General features: G+C 63.2%; 15 protein-coding genes and 1 pseudogene. 10 read left to right on the top strand and 6 right to left on the bottom strand.

Annotation, left to right across the window (positions count from 1 at the left end; all coding sequences use genetic code 11):
- Positions 1-25: 25 nt before the first annotated feature.
- The 5 genes from AWB78_RS25075 (at position 26) to AWB78_RS25055 (ending at position 11247) form a co-directional block, all read left to right on the top strand.
- Entirely contained in the window at positions 26-4999 is a 4974-nt protein-coding gene (locus tag AWB78_RS25075; protein WP_062608709.1) for a non-ribosomal peptide synthetase, read from the top strand.
- 13 nt (positions 5000-5012) lie between these two features.
- Positions 5013-6374, top strand: coding sequence for a lysine N(6)-hydroxylase/L-ornithine N(5)-oxygenase family protein (locus AWB78_RS25070; RefSeq protein WP_062608686.1), 1362 nt, complete (start codon positions 5013-5015; stop codon positions 6372-6374).
- A 48-nt stretch (positions 6375-6422) separates the two neighbouring features.
- Positions 6423-8618, top strand: a complete 2196-nt coding sequence (locus AWB78_RS25065; protein WP_062608685.1) for a TonB-dependent siderophore receptor — start codon at positions 6423-6425, stop codon at positions 8616-8618.
- Positions 8619-8673: 55 nt separating this feature from the next.
- Positions 8674-9519 carry a formyl transferase gene (locus AWB78_RS25060; protein WP_062608684.1) on the top strand — a complete coding sequence of 282 codons (846 nt, stop codon included), beginning with the start codon at positions 8674-8676 and terminating at the stop codon, positions 9517-9519.
- 771 nt (positions 9520-10290) lie between these two features.
- Positions 10291-11247 (top strand): GNAT family N-acetyltransferase, encoded by a 957-nt coding sequence (locus tag AWB78_RS25055; RefSeq protein ID WP_062608683.1) that lies wholly within the window; start codon positions 10291-10293, stop codon positions 11245-11247.
- Between the two features lie 6 nt (positions 11248-11253).
- On the opposite strand, the gene AWB78_RS25050 is transcribed toward AWB78_RS25055, so the two are convergent.
- On the bottom strand, positions 11254-12189 hold the full coding sequence (locus AWB78_RS25050; protein WP_062608682.1) for a LysR family transcriptional regulator: 936 nt from the start codon (positions 12187-12189) through the stop codon (positions 11254-11256).
- 147 nt (positions 12190-12336) lie between these two features.
- Here AWB78_RS25050 and gbd point away from each other — a divergent pair, with 147 nt between their 5' ends.
- The 5 genes from gbd to AWB78_RS25025 all read left to right on the top strand — a co-directional run bounded on the left by gbd (position 12337) and on the right by AWB78_RS25025 (position 15832).
- Entirely contained in the window at positions 12337-13476 is a 1140-nt protein-coding gene (gene gbd / locus AWB78_RS25045) for a 4-hydroxybutyrate dehydrogenase (RefSeq protein ID WP_062608681.1), read from the top strand.
- Positions 13477-13615: 139 nt separating this feature from the next.
- The gene (locus AWB78_RS25040; RefSeq protein ID WP_062608680.1) at positions 13616-13822 is read left to right on the top strand and encodes a hypothetical protein; all 207 of its coding nucleotides are present in this window, start codon (positions 13616-13618) and stop codon (positions 13820-13822) included.
- 130 nt (positions 13823-13952) lie between these two features.
- Positions 13953-14864 carry an urea transporter gene (locus AWB78_RS25035; protein ID WP_062608708.1) on the top strand — a complete coding sequence of 304 codons (912 nt, stop codon included), beginning with the start codon at positions 13953-13955 and terminating at the stop codon, positions 14862-14864.
- Positions 14842-15618, top strand: coding sequence for a class II aldolase/adducin family protein (locus tag AWB78_RS25030; RefSeq protein ID WP_062608679.1), 777 nt, complete (start codon positions 14842-14844; stop codon positions 15616-15618). The genes AWB78_RS25035 and AWB78_RS25030 overlap by 23 nt, the downstream gene beginning before the upstream one ends.
- Before the next feature lie 28 nt (positions 15619-15646).
- Positions 15647-15832, top strand: coding sequence for a 4-oxalocrotonate tautomerase (locus AWB78_RS25025; protein ID WP_008347661.1), 186 nt, complete (start codon positions 15647-15649; stop codon positions 15830-15832).
- 42 nt (positions 15833-15874) lie between these two features.
- Here AWB78_RS25025 and AWB78_RS25020 read toward each other — a convergent pair whose 3' ends face one another.
- The 5 genes and pseudogenes from AWB78_RS25020 to AWB78_RS25000 form a co-directional block, all read right to left on the bottom strand.
- Entirely contained in the window at positions 15875-18052 is a 2178-nt protein-coding gene (locus tag AWB78_RS25020; RefSeq protein ID WP_062608678.1) for a malate synthase G, read from the bottom strand.
- A gap of 199 nt (positions 18053-18251) precedes the next feature.
- Positions 18252-18413: pseudogene (locus AWB78_RS48490) on the bottom strand (HepT-like ribonuclease domain-containing protein); the annotation flags it as partial.
- Between the two features lie 140 nt (positions 18414-18553).
- Positions 18554-18796, bottom strand: a complete 243-nt coding sequence (locus AWB78_RS25010; protein ID WP_332460114.1) for a nucleotidyltransferase family protein — start codon at positions 18794-18796, stop codon at positions 18554-18556.
- A gap of 151 nt (positions 18797-18947) precedes the next feature.
- Entirely contained in the window at positions 18948-19661 is a 714-nt protein-coding gene (locus tag AWB78_RS25005) for a UPF0149 family protein (RefSeq protein ID WP_062608677.1), read from the bottom strand.
- 134 nt (positions 19662-19795) lie between these two features.
- On the bottom strand, positions 19796-22018 hold the full coding sequence (locus tag AWB78_RS25000) for a xanthine dehydrogenase family protein molybdopterin-binding subunit (RefSeq protein ID WP_062608676.1): 2223 nt from the start codon (positions 22016-22018) through the stop codon (positions 19796-19798).
- Positions 22019-22037 lie beyond the last annotated feature (19 nt).

Genomic DNA, 22037 nt, shown 5'->3' with positions numbered 1-22037 from the left:
AAGATGCAACACAAAGAGGACACGCATGACGAAGGCACAACCCGATCTGCTCTCGCTCGCGACGCGCTTCGCGCAGTTGCCCGATGCGCAGCGCAAGGTGTTCGTCGCGCGGCTCGCGGATGCGGGCATCGACTTTCGCATGTTGCCGATTCCGCCGCGTGCGAGAGGCGAAACATGCGATCCATCGGAGGTCCGTGTGCCCGCATCGTTCGCGCAGACGCGCCTGTGGCTGCATGCGCGCATGATCGACGAGCCCGCTGCCTATCACATCACCGAGCGCCTGCAACTCGACGGCGCGCTCGATGCAAACGCGCTGCGCCTTTCGTGCGATGCATTGATCGCGCGCCACGAAGCCTTGCGCACGACCTTCGCGGAAGGCGCGGACGGCGTGCTGCAGAACGTGCATGCGCCGATGCGTTGTCCGTGGCAGTCGGTGGATTTCACGCACGTGCCGGTTGACGAACGCGAATCGCGCGCCGCCGCGCTCGCGCTCGCAGATGAATCGCGTCCCTTCGATCTCGCGCATGTGCCGCTCGTGCGCGCGCATCTCATCAGGCTCGATGCGAACACACACTGGCTATCGCTGACGACGCATCACATCGTGTCCGATGGCTGGTCCGCCGATATCGCGCTGGCCGAGCTTGCATCGTTCTATCGCGCGTATGCGAAAGGCGAAGCCGTGTCCGTCGCGCCATTGCCGATTCAATATGCGGATTACGCGCTGTGGCAGCGACGCTGGCTCGATGCGGGCGAGCGCGATCGGCAACTGGATTTCTGGCGCGCGCGACTCGACCCGTCGCGCGATGTGCTGACGTTGCCCGGCGCGAGGCCGCGTCCCGGCGAGCGCAGCGCGCGCGGTGCACGTCATGTGTTCGCGCTCGATACAGCGCTTGCCCAACGCCTGCGCGCCTTCGCGAACGAACGCCGTGCGACGCCATTCGCCGTGCTGCTCGTCGCGCTCGATGCGCTCTTCGCGCGTGCATCGGGCGAGACGCATGTCCGGATCGGCGTGCCCGCGGCGAACCGCGAGCGCGGGGAAACGGCGGGCCTCATCGGCTTCTTCGTCAACACGCTGACGCTTGCTACACAGGTCGATGCAACGCAGCCGTTCACCACGCTGGTCGATGCGGCGCAACGCGCGCTCGTCGATGCGCAATCGCATCAGGACGTGCCGTTCGAGCAAGTGGTCGAAGCGCTCGGCGTCGTGCGCAGCGCGAGTCATCATCCGCTCTTTCAGGTGATGGCCGCATACGGCGCACGTCGTGCGTTGCCTGCTTTCGCCGATGTGCGCGCGACCGAATTGCCGTCCGGCTCGCCGTTCGCGAAGTTCGATCTGACCGCGAGCTTCGAGGAGCGCGCAGACGGTTCGCTCGCGGCGGCCTTCATCTATGCGCTCGATCTCTTCGAAGCCGATGCCATCGAACGGCTCGCGCGCCGGTTCATCGAACTGTTGCGCAATGCGCTCGACGCGCCGCAAACGCTCGTCGGCGATGTGCAATGGCTGCCGCACGACGAGCGCGCACAGCTCGACGAATGGAATCGCAATGCGCCCGAACGTGCGCCGGAATTCGTCGCCGTGCACGAACGCATCGCGCGTCACGCGCGTGCGCGACCCGATGCGCGCGGCGTCGCCGATATGCAACGCGCCTTCACGCGCGCCGACGTCGATGCCCGCGCGGCGCGCATCGCGCAACGGCTGATCGATGCGGGCGTGCGCGCGGAGATGCGCGTTGGCGTGGCGTTGAGCCGTTCGGTCGATCTGCTCGTCGGCCTGATCGCGGCGCTGAAGTCGGGCGGCGCTTTCGTGCCGCTCGATCCGAGCCATCCGCGCGAACGTCTCGCGCAAATTCTCGACGATGCGCGTATCGAGCACATCGTGACGGAACGGGCGAGCCTCGATGCGCTGCCCGTGCCTGATAACGCCCACGTCCTGCTTCTCGACGATGAAACGCTCTACGCCGACGATGCAACCTCGCGGATCGCGTTGCCCGATGTCGCTGCCGAACAGGCGGCCTATGCGATCTATACATCGGGTTCGACAGGCAAGCCGAAAGGCGTGATCGTCGATCACGGTTCGTTCGCGCGCCATTGCGTTGCGATCGCCGAGCGGTATGGCGCGACCGAACGCGACACGTTCATGCTGTTCCAGTCCGTCAACTTCGACGGCGCGCATGAAGGCTGGTTCTCGCAGTACATCTCGGGTGCGGCTGTCGCCATCACCGCCGATACGCTCTGGCCGCCCGCGCTGACGTGCAGGCTCATGAACAGGGAAGGCGTCACGATGACCTACGTGCCGCCCGGCTGCGCGACGCAACTCGCGGAATGGGCGCTCGTGCATGGCGCGCCGGCTACGTTGAAGTCGATCACGGTGGGCGGCGAAGCGACATCGCGCGAAGCCTTCGCATTGATGCGACGTGCGTTTCCGAACGCGCGCATCGTCAATGGTTATGGTCCGACCGAGACCGTCATCACGCCGATGCTGTGGATGTTCCATCCCGGCGACGATCCTGCGAGGCTCGCTGATTGCGCCTATCTGCCGATCGGTACGCTGGTCGGCGCGCGCACCGCGCATGTGCTCGATGAGCGGCTGAATCGCTTGCCGGTCGGGGTGATCGGCGAGTTATATCTCGGTGGCGAAGGCGTGGGCGTCGCACGCGGCTATCTCGATCGACCCGGGCTGACTGCGGAGCGCTTCGTGCCGGATCCATATGGCGAGCCGGGCGCGCGTCTGTATCGCACGGGCGATCTCGTGCGGCGCCGTGCCGATGGCGTCTTCGATTTCATCGGGCGCGTCGATCATCAGGTGAAGCTGCGCGGTTTGCGTATCGAGCTTGGCGAGATCGAAGCGCAACTCGCGGCGCATGACGATGTGCGCGAAGCGTGCGCCGTGGTGCGCGGCAAGGGCGCACAGGCGGCGCTCGTCGCCTATGTCGAACTGAAGGCCGATGCTCGCGAACGCGCCGCGCTCGGCCGCTCCGCCGATGCCGCCGAACTCGACGCGCATCTGCGCCGCACCTTGCCCGATTACATGGTGCCTGCGCATATCGTCGTGCTCGATGCGTTGCCGCGCAATGCGAACAGCAAGGTCGATCGCGCGGCGCTGCCCGAGCCGCCGAAGAAGGAGCGTGTGTACGAAGCGCCGGCGGCGGGCATCGAAGCGGCGCTCGCGAAGATCTGGCGCGAGGTGTTGAACATCGAACGCGTGGGACGTGCCGATCATTTCTTCGAACTGGGCGGGCATTCGCTCGCGGCGGTGCGTGTCGTGACGCGAATCGCGGAGACGCTGGAACGCGACGTGCCCGTGCGCGCGTTGTTCGAAACGCCGGTGCTGTCGCAATACGCGAAGCGTGTGCTGCAGGCACATGCTTGCGAAGGTGCATCGGAAGCCGTGAAAACCGTGCTCGAACCCGATGAACATGGCGAGTGGCCGCTTTCCGCCGCGCAACTCGGTCTCTGGTTTTTGTGGCGGGCACAGCCGCAGAGCGCCGCGTACAACATTCCGGTCGCGGTGCGTCTGCGTGGATCGCTCGATGCGGATGCCTTGCGCGAAGCGCTCGCGCAAGCGGCCGCACGTCATCCGGCCTTGCGCACGCAACTGATCGAACGCGAGGGCGCGTTGCCGGGCCAGCGTATCGCTCCGATGTGGCGTGTCGAGTTACCGGTCATTGACGTCGCGGGAGATATCGCCGAAACGAAGCGCATCACCGATGAAGACGCGCTCACACCGTTCGATCTCGCCCACGCAAGACATCTATGGCGCGCACGTCTGATTCGTCTTTGCGATGACGATCACGTGCTTTCGCTCGTCGTGCATCACATCGTGTCCGATGGGACCTCGATCGATTTGTGGCTCGACGATATCCGCTCAACGTATGTCGCGTTGCGAAAGGGCGCGTCGGTATCGGAGCGGGCGTCGCACGCGTTGGTGTTGCCGTCGTCCGCAACGGGCGCACGTCTCGCATTCTGGCGCGATACGCTTCAGGACTTGCCCGCGATGGCATTGCCCGCGCCCGGTTCGGGCCGGGTCGACAATCCGCGATGGCTCGCGAGCCGCATCGCATTCGAACTCGACGATGCGCTCGTCGAACGTGCCCGCGCGTTTGCGCTCGAATGCCACGCCACGCTGCCGATGCTGCTGCACGCGGCATTGAACGCGGCGCTGCATCGTCTGACGGGCGCGTGTGATCAACCTGTCGGCGTGCTTGCGTCGACACGGGAATCGACGGGCGATGCCGCGCGCGATGCGCTCGGCCTCTTCATCAACGCGGTCGTCGTGCGCACGCGCATGACGAAGCACGACACGCCTGCGACGCTGCTCGCCACGGTGCGCGACGCCGCGCTCGCCGCGTACGCCCACGCCGATGTGCCCTTCGCCGATGTCGTGGCGGCGTTGCGCGCGGAGCGTCCCCGCGCGGGCAACCCGCTCTTTCAGGTGATGTTCAACTATCTGCGCCCGGCCGCGATGGCTACGCGCGAATGGGCCGGTCTTGTCATCGAAGGCTTCGACGATGTGCGCCATCGCGTGGTGTTCGATCTGGAACTGGACGTCACCGAGTATGCGGATGGCCGCGTGAGTTGCGCGCTTTCATACGCGAATGAACGCATCGATGGCGCATTCGTCGACGCACTTGCAAAGCGTTATCTCGCGACTGTCGAGCAATTCGCTCACGCGCCGCACGATGTCTTCGACGCATGCGAAGGGGCGCTCGAATGTGTTCAGCGCAGTGCGGTATCGGAGGCTTGTTCGAACGAGGACAGCAGCGAAGCACGATCGCTCGCCCGTATCTGGCGGGAGCTTTTCGACGGCCAGGCGCTCACGCCGAACGACGACCTCTTCGAAGCAGGCGCAACGTCGTTCGCGGTCGTGCGCTTCGTCGATGCAGCGCGCAAGGCGGGCTTCGATATCGCCATTCAGGACGTATTCGCCACGCCGCATTTCGCGGGCCTCGCGACGACGCTCGCGCGCCGCTTATCGACGGCATCGACCAATGACATCTGAGAGACACAGGAACATGAAAAATGAAACCGTATTCGATCTGATCGGCGTCGGCTTTGGGCCGTCGAATCTGTCGCTTGCCGTGCGGCTCGCCGAAGCGCGCGGCGCGTCCAGCATGAAGCATTGCTACATCGAACGGCAGCAGGCGTTCGGCTGGCATCGCGACATGCTGCTCGACGATTGCCGCATGCAGATTTCCTTCCTCAAAGATCTCGTCACCCAACGCGACCCGACGAGCCGCTTCACGTTCATCAACTATCTGTTCGAACGCGGGCGTCTGAACGAGTTCGTGAACCTGAAGAACTTCTATCCGACGCGCGTCGAGTTTCACGATTATCTGAGCTGGGTCGCGCGGGCTTTCGACGACCGCGTGCATTACGGTCAGCGCGTCAAGGCTATCGAGCCTATGCTCGACACGAGCGGTGACGTGAATGCGCTGCGCGTCGTGTCGGAGGATGAGGACGGCCGCGAATGGCGTCGCGTGACGAAGGCGCTTTCGATCGGCGTGGGGGGAACGGCGCGCGTGCCGGAGCCGTTCGCGTCGCTCGGGCCGCATAACGTGATTCACTCGTCGGCGTATCTGAGTTCGATCGAGCATGTCGCGGGCGACGATCGCGACGGCAAGAAGCGCATCGCCGTGATCGGCGCGGGACAGAGCGCGGCGGAAGTGTTCACCGATCTCACGCGCCGCTTTCCGCACGTCGACGCGACACTCGTGATTCGCGCGAGCGCGCTCAAGCCCGCCGATGACACGCCTTTCGTCAACGAGATCTTCAGCCCCGAATTCACCGATGTCGTCTATGCGCAATCGGAAGACGGGCGCCGCTCGCTGATCGAGCGCTTCCGCGATACGAACTATGCGGTCGTCGATCGTCCGTTGATCGAACAGATCTACGAAATGCTCTATCTGCAAAAGGTTTCCGATGAAACGCGGCACCGGTTGCTGGCGAATACGGTTATCGAGAACAGCGCGCGCCGCGCGAGCGGCCATATCGAACTGACGATGCGCGACATGCTCACCGGCCACGCGCACGCGGAACGTTTCGATGCGCTCGTGCTCGCGACAGGTTATCGGCGCGACGCGCATCTTGCGCTGCTCGACGGACTCGCACCGCATCTCGGCGATGCCCTCGCGGAGCGCAACGTGGGCCGTGATTATCGCCTCGCCACGCCGTCGAACTTCAAGGCGCGCATCTATCTGCAAGGCTGCTGCGAAGACAGCCACGGTCTCTCCGACACGCTGCTTTCCGTGCTTGCGGTGCGTTCGGATGAGATCGCCGCATCGCTTTCCGGCGCGGGACGAGAAAACATCGCAGGGCAGGCAGCCGATACGAAGAAAAACGGGGTGAGCAGCGGTCGCATGGCCGTAGCTCTTTGACGAAGTAGCGGCGAATGCGAAGCCGCATTGCGATTGGAGAGAAGAAGAATGATGTGGGGAAGAGGGACGCGCCGGGCGATCGCCGCAGCGGCGAGCACGGCGTTTTGCCTGGCAGCGGCCGATCATGCGTTGGCGCAACAACAGGATGCGCCGCAGGAAACACAGCAGGATGCTTCGCAGACGAACACATTGCCCGCGGTTCGCGTGAACGCATCTGCGGACAACGACGACACCGTGGGACTCGTCGCGCGCAGGAGCCGCACCGGCACGAAGACCGATACGCCCATCGACGAGATTCCGCAGACGATCAACGTCGTTACTTCTGCGCAGATCGAGGAGACCGGCGCGACGACCATCAACGAGGCCTTGCGCTATGTGCCGGGATTTTCATCGTATGGCTCGGACGTGCGTTCCGACTGGTACTCGGCGCTGCGCGGCTTCACACCGACCGTGTTCGTCGACGGCTTGCAGGTGCCCAATACGCTGAACCTGTCGAGCTGGCGCGTCGATCCGTACATGGTCGACAGTATCACGATCCTGCGCGGTCCGACGTCGGTGTTGTACGGGCAGGGCGATCCTGGCGCGATCGTCGATGTGCAAAGCAAGCTCGCCGATGGCGGGCGCTATCGCGAAGCGGGCGTGCAGATCGGCAACTACGCGCGCAAGCAGGTGATGTTCGATATCGGCGACAAGATCGATAAGGACGGGACATGGTCGTATCGCGTGCTCGCAGTCGGGCGCGACGGCAACTCGATGACCGGTCCGCACGCGGAACAGCGCTTCGCGATTTCGCCTTCGGTTCGCTGGCAGCCAAGCGCGAGTACGTCGTTGACGATCGCGGCAAGCTACTTGCAGGACTGGGGCGATGCATCGAACAACTTCCTGCCCGCGCAAGGCACGGTGCTGCCCAATCCGAACGGCAAGATTTCGCCGGACCTCTATACCGGCGATCCGACGTACTCGTACTATCGCAAGAAGGAATGGTCGATCGGCTATCAGTTCGAGCACAAGTTCAACGACATCTGGACGTTTCGTCAGAACACGCGCTGGATGCATCTGTCGCTCGATAACGGCGCGGTATGGGGCGCGGGCCTCGATCCGAGCGATCCGACCGAGCAGACGCTCGCGCGCTATGCGGGGCTGTTCCAGCCGAACTACAGCCGCTTTGATATCGACAATCAGGCGCAGGCGCGCTTTGGCACGGGACCGCTCGAACATACGGTGCTGCTCGGCTTCGAGTACAACCGCCAGAACTCGACTGACAGCGAATGGCTGGCGCTGGGTCCGAGCCTCAACATGTACAACCCGGTCTATACGCCGGTTTCGACTGCGATCTTCAGCGGACCGGATTCGTTCGGCCAGACCGACACCCGCACGACGCTCGATACTTTTGGCCTCTATGCGCAGGATCAGGTGAAGTGGAACCGCTGGATGCTGACCATCGGCGGCCGCGAGGACTGGAGCCATACGAAGCAGGATGACATCGTCGGCGGCACGCAGCTGAAGCAGGACGACAGTGCGTTCACGGGGCGCGTCGGCATGACATATCTCGGCGATTACGGGCTGTCACCGTATATCAGCTATTCGACTTCGTTCAATCCGATCATCGGCGTGAAGATGGCCGATGGCAGCCTGCCCGCACCGACGCGAGGCCGCCAGATCGAAGCGGGCCTGCGCTGGCAGCCGCCGGGCAAGAACCTGATGCTCGGCGCGGCGGTGTATCAGATCAACCAGACGAACGTCCTCACGCCCGACCCGACCGATCCGACCGGCACGTTCTCCGTGCAGACGGGCGAAGTGCGCTCGCGCGGCATCGAGCTTTCGGCGGTGGGCAACGTGACGCGCAATCTGTCGGTGATCGCGGCTTATGTCTATCAGGATGTGAAGAACATCAGCGCGAACGACGTGACGCTCGACAAGTGGCCCGTATCGATTCCGTTGCCGCGCCAGATGGCATCGTTGTGGGCCGACTGGACGTGGCATTCGGGACCGCTCGATGGACTCGGATTCGGCGCGGGCATTCGTTATCAGAGTGGTCTTGCGGGCGCGGCGGACAACTCGCTGTATGTCCCGAGCTATACGGTGTATGACGCGGCCGTTCATTACGACATGCCGCATTGGCGTTTCGCGGTGAATGCGTCGAACATTTTCAATCGCACGTTCGTGAGCGGTTGCCAGTCGGATTCGGCCTGCTTCTATGGCAATCCGCGCACGGTGATCGCGAGCGCCCGCTATAACTGGTGATGATCGTTGGCGGCGCTGAGCGTGATCGGCGTCGCCACTTTTGAAGCGGAATTCAATGACGAAGATAAAACTGGTGTACGTCATGTCCTTGCGCAACGCGGCAGCGGATCGCGCGGGACAGCATATCGAGTACAAGGGCGGCACGCGGTATATGAAATCGCCGCTCGAGTTTCTCGTCGAACAGCTCAATCGATCGCCGCTGGGCGACCTGTATTCGCTCGAAGGCGTGATCTACGACGATGATGAAGACTCGCCGCGGGATTGCTTCAAACTCGCTGGATACGGCTTTCGGCCTGCGCCGGGCGGACAGTGGATTCATCCACCGGAGCTTGCTGTGCAAGGCGTGCCGGTGATGAGTCTGCTTCATGCGATTCCGTCTGCCTATCGTCGCTTGCCTGTGGATGCTGTCGTCGAGCGCGCGGTGGGGAAGAGTGCGTTCGAGAAGCGCTTGCTCGACAAGCTTCATGCGCTCGATGCGGATTTCGTCGTGCTCGATGGCTTGCTCGTGATTCTCGATGAACTCGTTCGGCCTGGGGCGGAGTTCTGCGGTCGCATTGCGAACATTCATCCTGGGGTTACGCGGCTCGGTTCGCCGTTTGAAAGACGCGGCGCGTATGCGACGCTCGATGCGCTGTACGGGGCGCGTGGTGAACGCGTGGTCGACTGGAGCACGATGCGCGTGCAGTCCGCGCCGGTGATCGATAGGACCGGGGCTTCGTTTCATTACGTCGATGATGGGATCGATTCGGGGGAAGTCATCTTTGATGTGCTCGGCACGAGTATTGATCCTGTGGACTCTATTCTCGAGTTGCGCTGGAATAACTTTCAGCGGAGTTTGTTTCCGGCGCTCGAAGGGGGGCTTTTGGCTATGGCTGAAAGTTTTGCCAAGGACATTGTGTAGGGTGTTTTTTGGTTTTTCGCCGGATCCCGTTTTCTTAGTGGTCTATTGGCGTTGCCCCTGTGCGGGGCGGCAGTCACTTTCTTTGCTGCTGCAAAGAAAGTAACCAAAGAAACAGCTATCCCCAGCCTAAGCACTTCATGCCGGCCGCGGCACAGAAGATGGCACGTGGTCCGGCAGTAGCGAGTGCCCTCATAGGCCTAATCGGGCTTGGATCGCGCACGGTCTGACAAGCTAGAAGTTATAGCGCGCTGGTGCAGCACCAAAGAGTTCCGGCACAGCGCTACGCGCTGCCGTTGGGTTTGCAAGGGAAACCAACGGAAAGCAGATGCAGTGAGATGGAAGCGTTAGAAAGGAAGCACACGCAGCCCCGATGGACCGGTCGGCCGCGAAGCGGGCTGGAGCTATTTGGCGCCTTACCAGTCAGTTAAGTGGTGCGATGAGACAGACCGTGCGCGATCCAAGCCCGATTAGACCTATGAGGGCACTCGCTACTGCCGGACCACGAGAGTGCTTCTGTGCCGGGGCCGGCTTGAAGTACTTTGGATGGGGATAGCTGTTTCTTTGGTTACTTTCTTTGCAGCAGCAAAGAAAGTGACTGCCGCCCCGCACAGGGGCAACGCAAATAGACCGACACGAAAACAGGATTCCATAGAAAGCGAAGCAAAAAGCGACTGCCGCCCCGCACAGGGGCAGTGCCAACAGACCGACGCGAACACAGGATCCGCCAGAAGCCTGATCCATCAGAGAGAAAACTGCCAGAGAGGCACAACAATGAACACAGCACCGGATGCAGAAGCAGTAAAAGCAACAAAAGCGGACCGCACATTACCCGCATGGCAACAGCATTACAAGTCGGAGACATTGCTCAACGCCCTATGCGAAATCTACTGCAACGAGCCTGAGCGCCGCACGGCGACGTTATCCATACCTCATGCGCCAAGCGAAGCTGTACCAGCAATAGCCTTCGCCGCCCAGGCACAAAACGAAAACCTGATCGACAATGCCGATCCCCGCGACGATCACATTCTGCTCACCACATCGCGCAACACCTTCTGGCAAAGCCCTCGCCCTTGGCTAAAGGCCCCACCATCGAGCGAAACCCTTCTGCGCTACACAGAAAGCAGCAACGGCGTCACGCATCCAGTCAGACCCGAAAACACCGAAGGCACGATCTACGAACGCCACTTCCCGCAGATCGCCATGACCTTCAGCCTGCGCACCGCCGATCCCGAATCAGATTCGAAAGTCTTCAGCGAATGGATGAACCTCGACCGCGTAGCGCACTTCTGGGACCAGCGCGGCACACGGGCCGAGCACGCGGCTTATCTCGCGGAACGTCGCGAAGACCCGCACATGCATCCGATGATCGGCTATTTCGACGATAAGCCCTTCGGATACTTCGAGTTCTATTGGGCGAAGGAAGACCGCCTCGGCCCGTTCTACGATGCGGGCGACTTCGACCGCGGCCTGCATCTGCTGATCGGGGATGCGCAATTCCAAAGCGCAGGCAAGCTGAAGGCGTGGTGGAGCGGCGTGCTGCACTACATGTTCATCGATGATCCGCGCACCGGGCGGCTCGTGGGCGAACCGCGCGTCGATCATGTGCGGCATATCGCGTACATGCATCGCATGGGTTTCTATACGCTGAAGGAGTTCGATTTCCCGCACAAGCGCGCCGCGCTCACCGTGATGGAGCGCGAAAAGTTCTTCAATGACTTCCGCTTCTGACGCGAACTATGCCGCCGCGCTGCCCGCTTCGGTGATCGCCTGCATCAGCAGACGCACGCCCGGCGAAAGCGGCGCATCGCGGCGCGTGACCATTTCATAAGGCTCGCTGCGCGATGCCAGCGCCACTGGCAGCGTGCACACGATGCCATGCGCCGTGCAGAAGCGCGCGACATCGACGGATACGAGCGCGACCAGCGACGGATCCTTCTGCAATAAGGCGAGCGTCGCGAACGCCGATGTCGTTTCCAGCAGATGAGCGGGGAAGCGCAGGCCCGCATCGTGAAATTCGCGTTCGAGCAGAAGCCGCATCGGCATATTCGCGCGATAGACGACCCAGCGATGCTTCGCGAGATCCTTCAGTGCAATACGCCTGCGTTTCGCAAGCGGATGCGCGACGTTCGCGATGACCGCAAGCGTTTCGTCTTTCACGATCACGCTGTCGTAGAGATACGGCGTTTGACTCACGCTCGTGCGGCATATCGCGAGATCGAGCCGGCCCGCGTCGATCAGACCGAGCAAGCCCGGGCTCGTATCCTCGACGATTTCCACCGACATTTCCGGCTGACGCTCGCTCACGGCAGTGATGGCGTCGGTGAGCAGCGGCACCGCGCCCATGATCACGCCCACCGACACGCGCCCGCCATAGCCGCGCATGATGCCGACGATCTCTTCACGCAGATGCGCCAGGTCCGTATGAATGAGCCGCGCATAGCGAATCACGCAATGACCGACCGCGTTCGGCGCGAGGCCGCGATTGGTACGCACGAAAAGCGGCGTGCCGAAGGTAGTTTCGATTTCATGCAGCGCCTTGCTCGCACCCGGCTGCGTCAACGCGAGCTGTTTTGCCGCGCCGAGCAGCGAGCCGCGTTCTTCGAGCGCGATCAACAAACGCAGCTGCTTGACGTGAAGGCGCGAGACGATCGAGTTGAGCGAGGGCGTCATCGAAGGATTCCGGGTTGACGAAAAGTTATAGCGGTATCAAAAGTCGTCAGTATCGCGCGGCTGCGTCCGCTCGTATACTGGCAGGCACCGTGCCGCCTGAACCCGGAAAGCCAAGGCGGCAATGACTATAACCTTCAGTCAGTCATCATGTCCCTCATCAATTACATCACGCAGATTCAGTTCGATTTCGGCGCGGTGCGCCTGCTCGCCGGCGAATGCGAGCGCATCGGCATTCGCCGTCCGCTGATCGTGACCGATGCCGGCATCCGCGCGGCAGGCCTGCTCGACAAGGTGCTCGATGCGCTCGGGGCTTCATCGCCCGTGCCGGTGTTCGACGCCACGCCGCCCAATCCGAACGAGGCGGCCGTGCGCGATGCCGTCGCGATGTTCAAGGAGAACCAGTGCGACGGCGTGATCGCTGCGGGCGGCGGCTCGTCGATCGATCTCGCGAAGGGCGTCGCCGTCTGCGCGACGCACGATGGCCCGCTGCAAAGCTTCGCGGTGATCGAAGGCGGTCTCGCGCGCATCACCGCGAAGACCGCGCCCGTGATCGCCATTCCGACGACCGCGGGCACCGGCAGCGAAGTGGGCCGCGGCGCGATCCTGATCCTCGACGATGGCCGCAAGGTCGGCGTGATCTCGCCGCATGTCGTGCCGAAGGTCGCGATCTGCGATCCCGAACTGACGCTCGGCCTGCCGCCGATGCTCACCGCCGCGACCGGCATGGACGCGATCGCGCATTGCCTCGAAACCTTCATGGCGCCGGCGTTCAACGCACCCGCCGACGGCATCGCGCTCGACGGCCTGTGGCGCGCGTGGCGTCACATCGAGCGCGCGACGCGCGACGGCTCGGACCGCGTCGCGCGCTGGAACATGATGAGTGCGTCGATGCAGGGCGCACTCGCGTTTCAGAAGGGGCTCGGCTGCGTGCACAGCCTGAGCCATTCGCTCGGCGGCATCAATCCGAAGCTGCATCACGGCACGCTCAACGCCATCTTCTTGCCAGCGGTCATCGCGTTCAACAGCAGCGCGCCTACGATGCTGGAAGAGGGCAAGCTCGACCGCATCGCGCAGGCGATGGGCCTGACATCCGGCGGCGAGGTCGGCGAAGCGGTGCGCAAGATGACCGCCACGCTGGGCCTGCCGCGCGGCCTCGCGGAACTCGGCGTGACGCGCGAGCTGTTCCCGCGCATCATCGCGGGCGCGCTGAAGGATCACAGTCACAAGACGAATCCGCGCGAGGCGTCGAGCGCGGATTACGAGGCGATGCTCGAAGCATCGATGTGATCGCGTAAAACGTGCTCCGTCCCAAAAAAGGGGCCGGGGCGCAGCCGTCGTAGCGGCGGGCGATTTGCGGCATTGCAACAAACCGTTAGGGGGAAACCCTAGGTTCCGTTACAATGTTGCAAAAATTGAGGAGCAGATCATGCGCCGCCGCTACGAAATGCTGGAAAAAGCCGCTTTTGCCTTGCTCACGATTTCCGCCGTCATGGACGCGAGCTACATCACCTGGGAAAAGCACCCGAATTTCCGCGAAAACGTCACGGAAATGGTCAAGATAAGCGCGGAACTGTCGCTCGCGAATCCGGGTGTCGGCGAGCCGTCGCCGCTGGTTCCCATGGCGCTCAACTAAGTCTTTCTCTCCTGGCGCGACATTCGCCGCGCCCTCTGCTGCAAGCCAGATACAGGTTATTCGGCCCGCCGTCGCACGGCGCGCGCCGGCTGCTATATGCTGGCGGCTTCCCATGCCGTCGCCGCCCAGCATGTCCTCCGCACTCCATTCAAACGCCGCCTTCGGCGACCAGCTCCGCAGCTTTGCCCGCGCGATCGGGCAAATCGTGCTCCAGCGCAACGCCGCGACCGGCGCGCTGCTGTTTCTCGCCGTTCTGTGCGCGAGTCCGCGCCTCGCGTGCGGGCTTCTGATCGGCACGCTGACGGGCAACGTCATCAGCGTGATCATCGAAGACAGCGACGCTCCCGCATTCCGCGACGATCTCTACGGCTTCAATGGCGCGCTCGCGGCGCTTGCCGCTTTCACCTTCATCGGCGATGCGTCTCAGGCCGCCGCCGTCGCGATCGTCGCGGCGATGTTCGCGACCTTTCTCGCCCGCAAGCTCACGCGCGTGCTTTCGCGCCACCGTTTGCCGATCTTTTCGAGCCCCGCGATCATCGTGACCTGGTGCTGGCTGCCGCTGTTCGCCGATCGCGGCGACACGGGCGCGATTCCGCAAGTCGCGGCGGGCTTCATCACGATGCTTCAGGCTGCGTTCGCGGGTCTCGCGCCCATCACCTTCGCGACCGGCGCGCTCGCGGGCGCGTTGATCGCGGCGGGGCTGTTCGCGTCGCGGCCGTCGCAGGCGGCATGGGCGCTGGCGGGCAGCGCGCTCGGCGCCACGCTGCACGGCCTCGGCGGCGCGAGCGATGCCGTCGTGCTGTCGGGTGCGTGCGGCTTCAACGCGGCGCTCGCCGCACTCGCGACCGCGCCGCTCGGCAAGCGCTATGCGCTCGGCGCGATCGTCGCGGCCGTGCTGATCGAGCGCGTGATCGATTGCATCGGCATCGCGGCGCTGACCGCGCCTTTCGTGCTCGCGTCATGGGCGATGATCGTCGTTCAGCGGCGCTGGTCGGGAACATCGAAACAAGGAGATTCGCATGTCGTTCACCCACACGCCTGAGCGCAGGATCGCGGAAAGCGGACCGCGCTCGGCGGCCGAAAACGCAACGCGCGTGGACCTCGCCGCCGCCTACCGGCTGGTTGCGCTCAACGGCTGGGACGATGTCGTCTACACGCACATTTCCGCGAGCGTGCCGGGCGAGCCGGGGCGCTTTCTCATCAATCCGTTCGGGCTTTCGTTCGATGAAGTCACGGCGTCGAATCTCGTGAAGATCGATATCGACGGGAACGTGATCGGCGAAAGCGCGCATCCGGTGAATGCGACGGGCTTCGCGCTGCACGGCGCCGTGCATGCCGCGCGGGAAGATGCCGTATGCGTGATGCATCTGCATGTGCGCGAGGCCGTTGCGGTGTCCGCGCAGCCGCATGGTCTGCTGCCTGCGTCGCAGCACGCGATGCGCTTTCATGGTCATCTCGCGTATCACGATTACGAAGGGCTGGCGTTCTCACCGGCCGAAGGCGAACGGCTGGTGAAAAGTCTCGGCGCGCATCGCGCGATGCTGCTGCGCAATCACGGTCCGCTCACGCTCGGGCGCACGATCGCCGAGGCTTATGTGCTGATGGATATGCTCGTCAAGGCATGCGATATTCAGCTGCGCGCGCTCGCGGGCGTGGGCAAGATGATCGTGCCGACGCCGGACGTCGTCACGCGCACCGCGGCGCAACTGCATGACGATGACGCCATCGAAGGCGCGCTCGAATGGCCGGCGCTATTGCGCAAGCTCGATCGCATCGATGCGTCTTATCGCGATTGAAACCACTTTGACAAAGGAGATCGACGGCATGCCAACATTCAACATTCAGCTTTTCGAAGGCCGCACGGTGGAAGAGAAGCGCAAGTTCGTCGAGGCGATCACGCGCACGACGTGCGAGACGCTCGGCTGCGAGCCGGGCTCGGTGGATATCATCCTGACGGACGTGAAGCGCGAGAACTGGGCGACCGCGGGCAAGCTCTGGTCGGAGCAGTGAAGACAGCGCGCGCACGCTGGTTTGCGTGCGCGCGCTTTCAGGTTACATCGATTCCTTCGCGGCAAGACGGAACTTGTGCAGCAGCGGTTCCGTATAACCGCTCGGTTGCGTGCGTCCTTCGAACACCAGCGCGCACGCGGCCTTGAACGCGAACGAGCTGTCGAACGAAGGCGCCATCGGGCGATAGTACGGATCGGACTCGTTCTGCTTGTCGACGACGGCCGCCATGCGTTCGAGCGTCGCACGAACCTGCTCTTCCGTCACGATGCCGTGACGCAGCCAGTTCGCGATGTGCTGGCTCGAAATACGCAGCGTCGCGCGGTCTTCCATCAGGCCGACATCGTGAATGTCCGGCACCTTCGAGCAGCCCACGCCCTGATCGACCCAGCGCACGACATAACCGAGAATGCCCTGCGCGTTGTTCTCGATCTCGTTCTTGATGTCCTCTTCCGACCATGTCGGATTGTCGACGACGGGAATGGTCAGCAGGCCATCGAGCAGCTCGTTCTTCTGGGTGTCATAGTCGATGCTTTCGAGCTCCTGCTGAACCTGCTGCACATCGACCATGTGGTAATGCAGCGCGTGCAGCGTGGCGGCGGTCGGTGACGGCACCCATGCCGTGTTCGCACCCGCCTTCGGATGCGCGATCTTCTGCTCGAGCATGGCGTGCATGAGATCGGGCATCGCCCACATGCCCTTGCCGATCTGCGCGCGTCCGCGCAAGCCCGTGTTCAGGCCGACGAGCACGTTGTTGCGCTCATACGAGCCGATCCACTTCGACGACTTCATGTCGCCCTTGCGCATCATCGGGCCGGCTTCCATCGACGAATGCATCTCGTCGCCGGTGCGATCCAGGAAGCCCGTGTTGATGAACGCGACGCGCGCGCCCGCCGCCGCGATGCACGCCTTGAGGTTCACGCTCGTGCGGCGTTCCTCGTCCATGATGCCCATTTTGATGGTATGACGCGGCAGGCCGAGCAGGTCTTCGACTCGCGAAAAGAGCTCGTCGGCGAACGCCACTTCGGCGGGGCCGTGCATCTTCGGCTTCACGATATAGATGGAACCCGTGCGCGAGTTCATCTTGTTCTTGAGGTCGTGCATCGAGCCGAGCGTGGTCATCACGGCGTCGAGGATGCCTTCGGGGATTTCCTTGCCGTCGCGATCGAGCACGGCCGGGTTCGTCATCAGATGGCCGACGTTGCGGACGAACAGGAGCGAACGTCCGTGCAGCTTGAGGGTCGAGCCATTCGGCGCGGTGTACTCGCGATCCGCGTTCATGCTGCGCGTGAAGCTCTTGCCGTTCTTCGTGACCTGCTCGGAGAGATGGCCTTGCATCAGGCCGAGCCAGTTGCGATAGAGCTGCGTCTTGTCGGCGGCATCGACGGCCGCGACCGAATCCTCACAGTCGATGATCGTGCTCACCGCCGCTTCGATCAGCACGTCCTTCACGTGCGCCGCATCCGTCTTGCCGATGGAATGGTTCGCGTCGATCTGAATCTCGAAGTGCAGATCGTTGTGCTTCAAGAGAATGGCGGACGGCTCTTTCGCATCGCCCTGATAGCCCGCGAACTGTTCGGCGTTCGCGAGCCCGCTCTTGCCGCCGTCCTTCAGCGTGACGACGAGCTTGCCCTGCTCGACGCCGTACTTCGTCGCGTCGGCGTGCGAGCCGTCGGCGAGGGGCGCGTTGTCGTCGAGGAAAGCGCGCGCATAAGCGATGACCTTCGCGCCGCGCTTCGGATTGAACTGCGCGGTGCGCTCGGCGCCGTCGCTTTCGTCGATGGCGTCGGTGCCGTAGAGCGCGTCGTACAGGCTGCCCCAGCGCGCGTTGGCGGCGTTGAGCGCATAGCGCAGATTCGAGAGCGGCACGACGAGCTGCGGGCCGGCCTGCTCGGCGATTTCGCGATCGACATTGGCGGTGTTCGCCTGCACATGCGCGGGCGCGGGCACGATATAGCCGATGTCTTCGAGAAACTTGCGATAGGCGCGCGGATCGCGCACCGGGCCCGGATTGCTGCGATGCCAGTTGTCGAGTTCGGTCTGGAGACGGTCGCGCTCGGCGAGCAGCGCGCGATTCTTCGGCGCGAGATCGTGCACGATGGCATCGAATCCCTTCCAGAACGACGCGCTGTCGACGCCCGTGCCGGGGATGGCTTCTTCATCAACGAACTTCGCGAGGCTCGCGTCGACCTGCAGGCCGTGTTGTTTGATCATGTCGTTCATGGGCACTCCGGCTGAAATTGCTGCTTACACAGGGGTTTGGGGATGGGCTGGTGCTTATGTTAGCGCGTCTTGGGGGAGGATCGAACCCCAAGGGGCAGGCAAGCGGTGTGCCTGTACGAGTGTTCGAGAGCCGGAGAGGGGCTGGAGACGCAGAGGCTAAAAAGGCTCTTGCGGCACAAGTAGCGTTTCCTGACTGCTGCTAGCTGGTGCGCTGCAATTCTTCGGCGAGCAACTGGAACTGTTGACCAAGAGCCGGAAGGTCCTCGCGGACCGTCACCCGGACGATGCCGAAATCGATCTTATGGTAGCCGTGCGACAGCGCGTCGGGCATTTCGTACGCGGACTGGAACGGCACCTCGGGATGCCGGCGGCGAAGTCAGGAAAGTATCGCCGGATGGTGCTGCATGCTTCGCCGATCACTTCGAAAGTCGCTTCGCGTGACACGTCCTATTGCGGCGAGGACGTGGTCAACGCACTCGGCCAACGTCGATGCGTCCCGGCTCATACGGGAATCGCGCCTGCGATGATCGTATCGCGCGTACGGTCGGGCAGCGCGCCGGGCGTCAACACATCCACCTTCACACCGGGCAGTTGACGCAGCTCGTGGCGAATCGCACCGATGTCGAGTAGCGAAGTTTTCGGCGTAGGATCGATGAGCAGATCGAGGTCACTGTCTTCCGTATCTTCGCCGCGCGCGACTGAGCCGAAGATGCGCGCATTTTTCGCGCGGTGCGCTTCGACCACGCGGCGAATTTCCTATCGGTGACCTTGCAGGGCAACGGATGGCTTCATGGTTTGGCGCAAGTTAGCGTTTCGATGTAATGCACAACCGGTAACAAGGCTGCGAATGCAGTCTAGCATAGCGATTTGCATGCATCCGTCCGCTGTCCGCGGCTCAATGGATCGTGGCAGCACTCGCGCCGCAGCATTGCTTGTACTTGCGCCCGCTGCCGCATGGGCACGGCTCGTTTCTGCCGATCTTTTCGCTCTTCCGCTGCATCGGCGCGGGCGCATCGCGCAGCGCATTCTCCTTCCGGCGCGCGTCGAAGTAGCGGTAGATATAAGTCAGCCCCGCGATCATTTCCTGGATTAACGTGTCACGGTCTTCAAATGCTTCCGGGTCGGTCCGAAGCTCGGGATCGGGGTCGTCCTCGTGATAGAGCATCAGTACCGGAAGCAACGATTCCGCGTGCTCATCGTCATCGAACAACTCGCCCCAGCTTTCGCGGCGCATCTCTATGCCCGCCATGAAGCCCTCCGCCCATTCGTTGGCGTGAGCGATGCCGTCTTTTTCGTCAAGTGACAGCACGGGCAGATAGACAGCATCTTTGTGCAGCGTGACGTCGAGATCGTCCGCGATGGTGTTCCAGTGACGAATCAGCAGTTGCAGCGTGTTCTCTGCGTCCTTTTCCTTTGCTTGCGCGACATCCTTGCCCAGCACCGCGAGAAGCCACTCGTGCGGCGGGACTTCGTCGGGGCCGCAAATCAGCGCCGCGAAAAAGCCATCGACCATCTCGAGGGTCATTGCCTCATCGCCGAAGGAATCGAGCAAGGCTTCCAGGCGATCGAGTTCACGTTCGGTCAGCGGTTTGTCGGTGGGATTTTTCATTGGTTTGCCTGATGGATACGCGATTCGAAGACCGATTCGCCGCGGACCTCATTATACGAACCGGTATCGGCGATTGAGCCCGGCTTCCGAACCGTCGAACGATACGGAAAGCCGGGGCGTGCCACCAGGAGTGTTTAAAGCAAATCCTCGATCATCACCGGCAGCTTCCTCACGCGCACGCCAGTCGCGTGATACACCGCACCCGTGATCGCCGCCGCAATCCCCGCCAGCCCGATCTCCGCGATTCCGCGCGCGCCCAGCTCGTTGAAGACCGTGTCCGGATAATCGAGGAACGTGACGTCCATCTTCGGCGTATCCGCGTTGGTCGCAACCACGTAATCGGCGAGGCTGCTGTTGACCGGCGCGCCAGTCCGTTCGTCGTAGACAGTGTGCTCGAAGAGCGCCATGCCGACGCCCATCACCACCGCGCCCTCGATCTGATTACGGGCCGCGCGCGGGTTGAGGATCTTGCCGCCATCGATCACGGTCACGACGCGGCTCACGCGCAGGCGCGCAGTCGCGGGTTCCCACGTCACTTCGGCGAAATGCACGCCGTATGAGTGGATCGACCATTTCTTCTTCAATGGATCGTCGAAGCCGCCTTTCGCGCTGCCGCTGCCCGATGCGGCATGCAGCCTCGCCGCCTCGAGAATGCGTGCATACGGCACGCCGCTTTCGGGCCGCTCGTTCTTGCGATGCACATGACCGCCACTCATCGCAAGCTCGCCGGCCTTCGCGCCCGCGAACGGCAAGCCTTCCGCTTTCGACGCACGCGCAAGCAACGTCTTGATGGCCGCGCGCACCGCATCCGATACCGCCGGAATCACCGAAGCCGTCGCCGCCGATCCACCCGAGACCGGGCCGAGCGGCAGCGCTGTATCGCCGAGGCCGACTTCGATCTTGTCGAGCGGAATGCCCGTATGCTCCGCGACGATCTGCGCGAGGATCGTGTACGTGCCCGTGCCGATATCCTGCGTGCCGCACACGACGCGCGCGGTGCCGTCCGCGCGCAGATCGACGGTCGCGTCGGCCGAGAAGCGCAGCCCCGGCCAACTGCACGCGCCGATGCCCCAGCCGAGCGTGAGCCCGTCGCGTTTCATCGATCCGACTTCGGGCGTGCGCTTCGACCAGCCGAATTTCTCCGCGCCCGTCTTCAGGCATTCGACGAAATGCCGCGACGAGAACGGCAGGCCGCTGCTCTCATCGACGCCCGGTTCGTTGCGCAGCCTCAGGTCGACCGGATCGATCTTCAGCGCGATGGCGAGCTCGTCCATCGCCGATTCGAGCGCGTATAAACCGGGCACGGCGCCGGGGCCGCGCATCGACGTGGGCGAGCCGACATTGCGCTTCACGGTGCCGCCCGTCACGCGCAGATTGGGCGTGCTGTACATCGATGGCGTCGCTTCGCCGCAGTCCTCCGTGTAATCGTCGCCGATGGCTTCGTGATTCACGAAGTCATGCTGCAGCGACACGAGCTTGCCGTCCTGCGTCGCCGCGAGCCGCACGCGTTGCTGCGTGGTTGGCCGATGCCCGACGTTCTGGAACATCATCTTGCGCGACAGCACGAGCTTGACGGGCCGCTCGAGTTGCCGCGTCGCGGCGGCGGCGAGCAGCGAGTGCGGCCACATCCACAGCTTGCCGCCGAAGCCCGAGCCGAGATAGCGCGAGATCACGCGCACTTTCTCTTTGGGCAGGCCCATCATCTGCATCAGCGTGCCCTGATGATTGGCGACAGCCTGACTCGTTTCATAGAACGTATAACTCTCGCCGTTCCAGTGCGCGATGGTCGCGTGCAGCTCGATCGGGTTATGCGTCTCGACGGGCGTCACATAGGTTTGGTCGATCTTCACGGGCGCATCGTCGAACGCCTTGTCCGGATCGCCGCGCTCGCTGTGCACATCGAGCTTCCTGCCGGGATCGAGCGTCGTGCTGACATCGTGCGGCGTCCTGTCATAGCCGACCTTGATCGCGGCAGCCGCCGCGCTCGCCGCTTCGAACGTATCGGCCACGACGAGCGCGACGTATTGCCCGTAGTAGCGAATGGTGTCGTCCTCGAAGGGCGGGCGATTTTCGTCGACGAAACCGGTATCGATCGAGTTGCCGGAAATGCGATAGAAGCGGCTGATATTGCCGCGATGAAGAATCAGCTTCACGCCGGGCATCGATTGCGCGGCGGCGAATTCGAGCGACGTGATCTTGCCGCTCGCGATAGTGCTGCCGACCGGCACGGCATACAGCATGCCGGGCAAGTCGACGTCTGAGGTGTAAGTCGCGCGGCCGCAAACCTTCAGCGGTCCGTCGATGCGCGACTGGGGCCGTCCGATGAAGGACTGCGTGATGTCGGGCGCGGTGGACATGTTCGGTTCCTCGGTCGTG

The sequence above is a fragment of the Caballeronia calidae genome (assembly GCF_900044055.2).
Taxonomy (GTDB): Bacteria; Pseudomonadota; Gammaproteobacteria; order Burkholderiales; family Burkholderiaceae; genus Caballeronia; species Caballeronia calidae.
The sequence above is the reverse complement of the archived record's forward strand: the minus strand, read 5'-3'. Positions and strand labels throughout refer to the sequence as shown.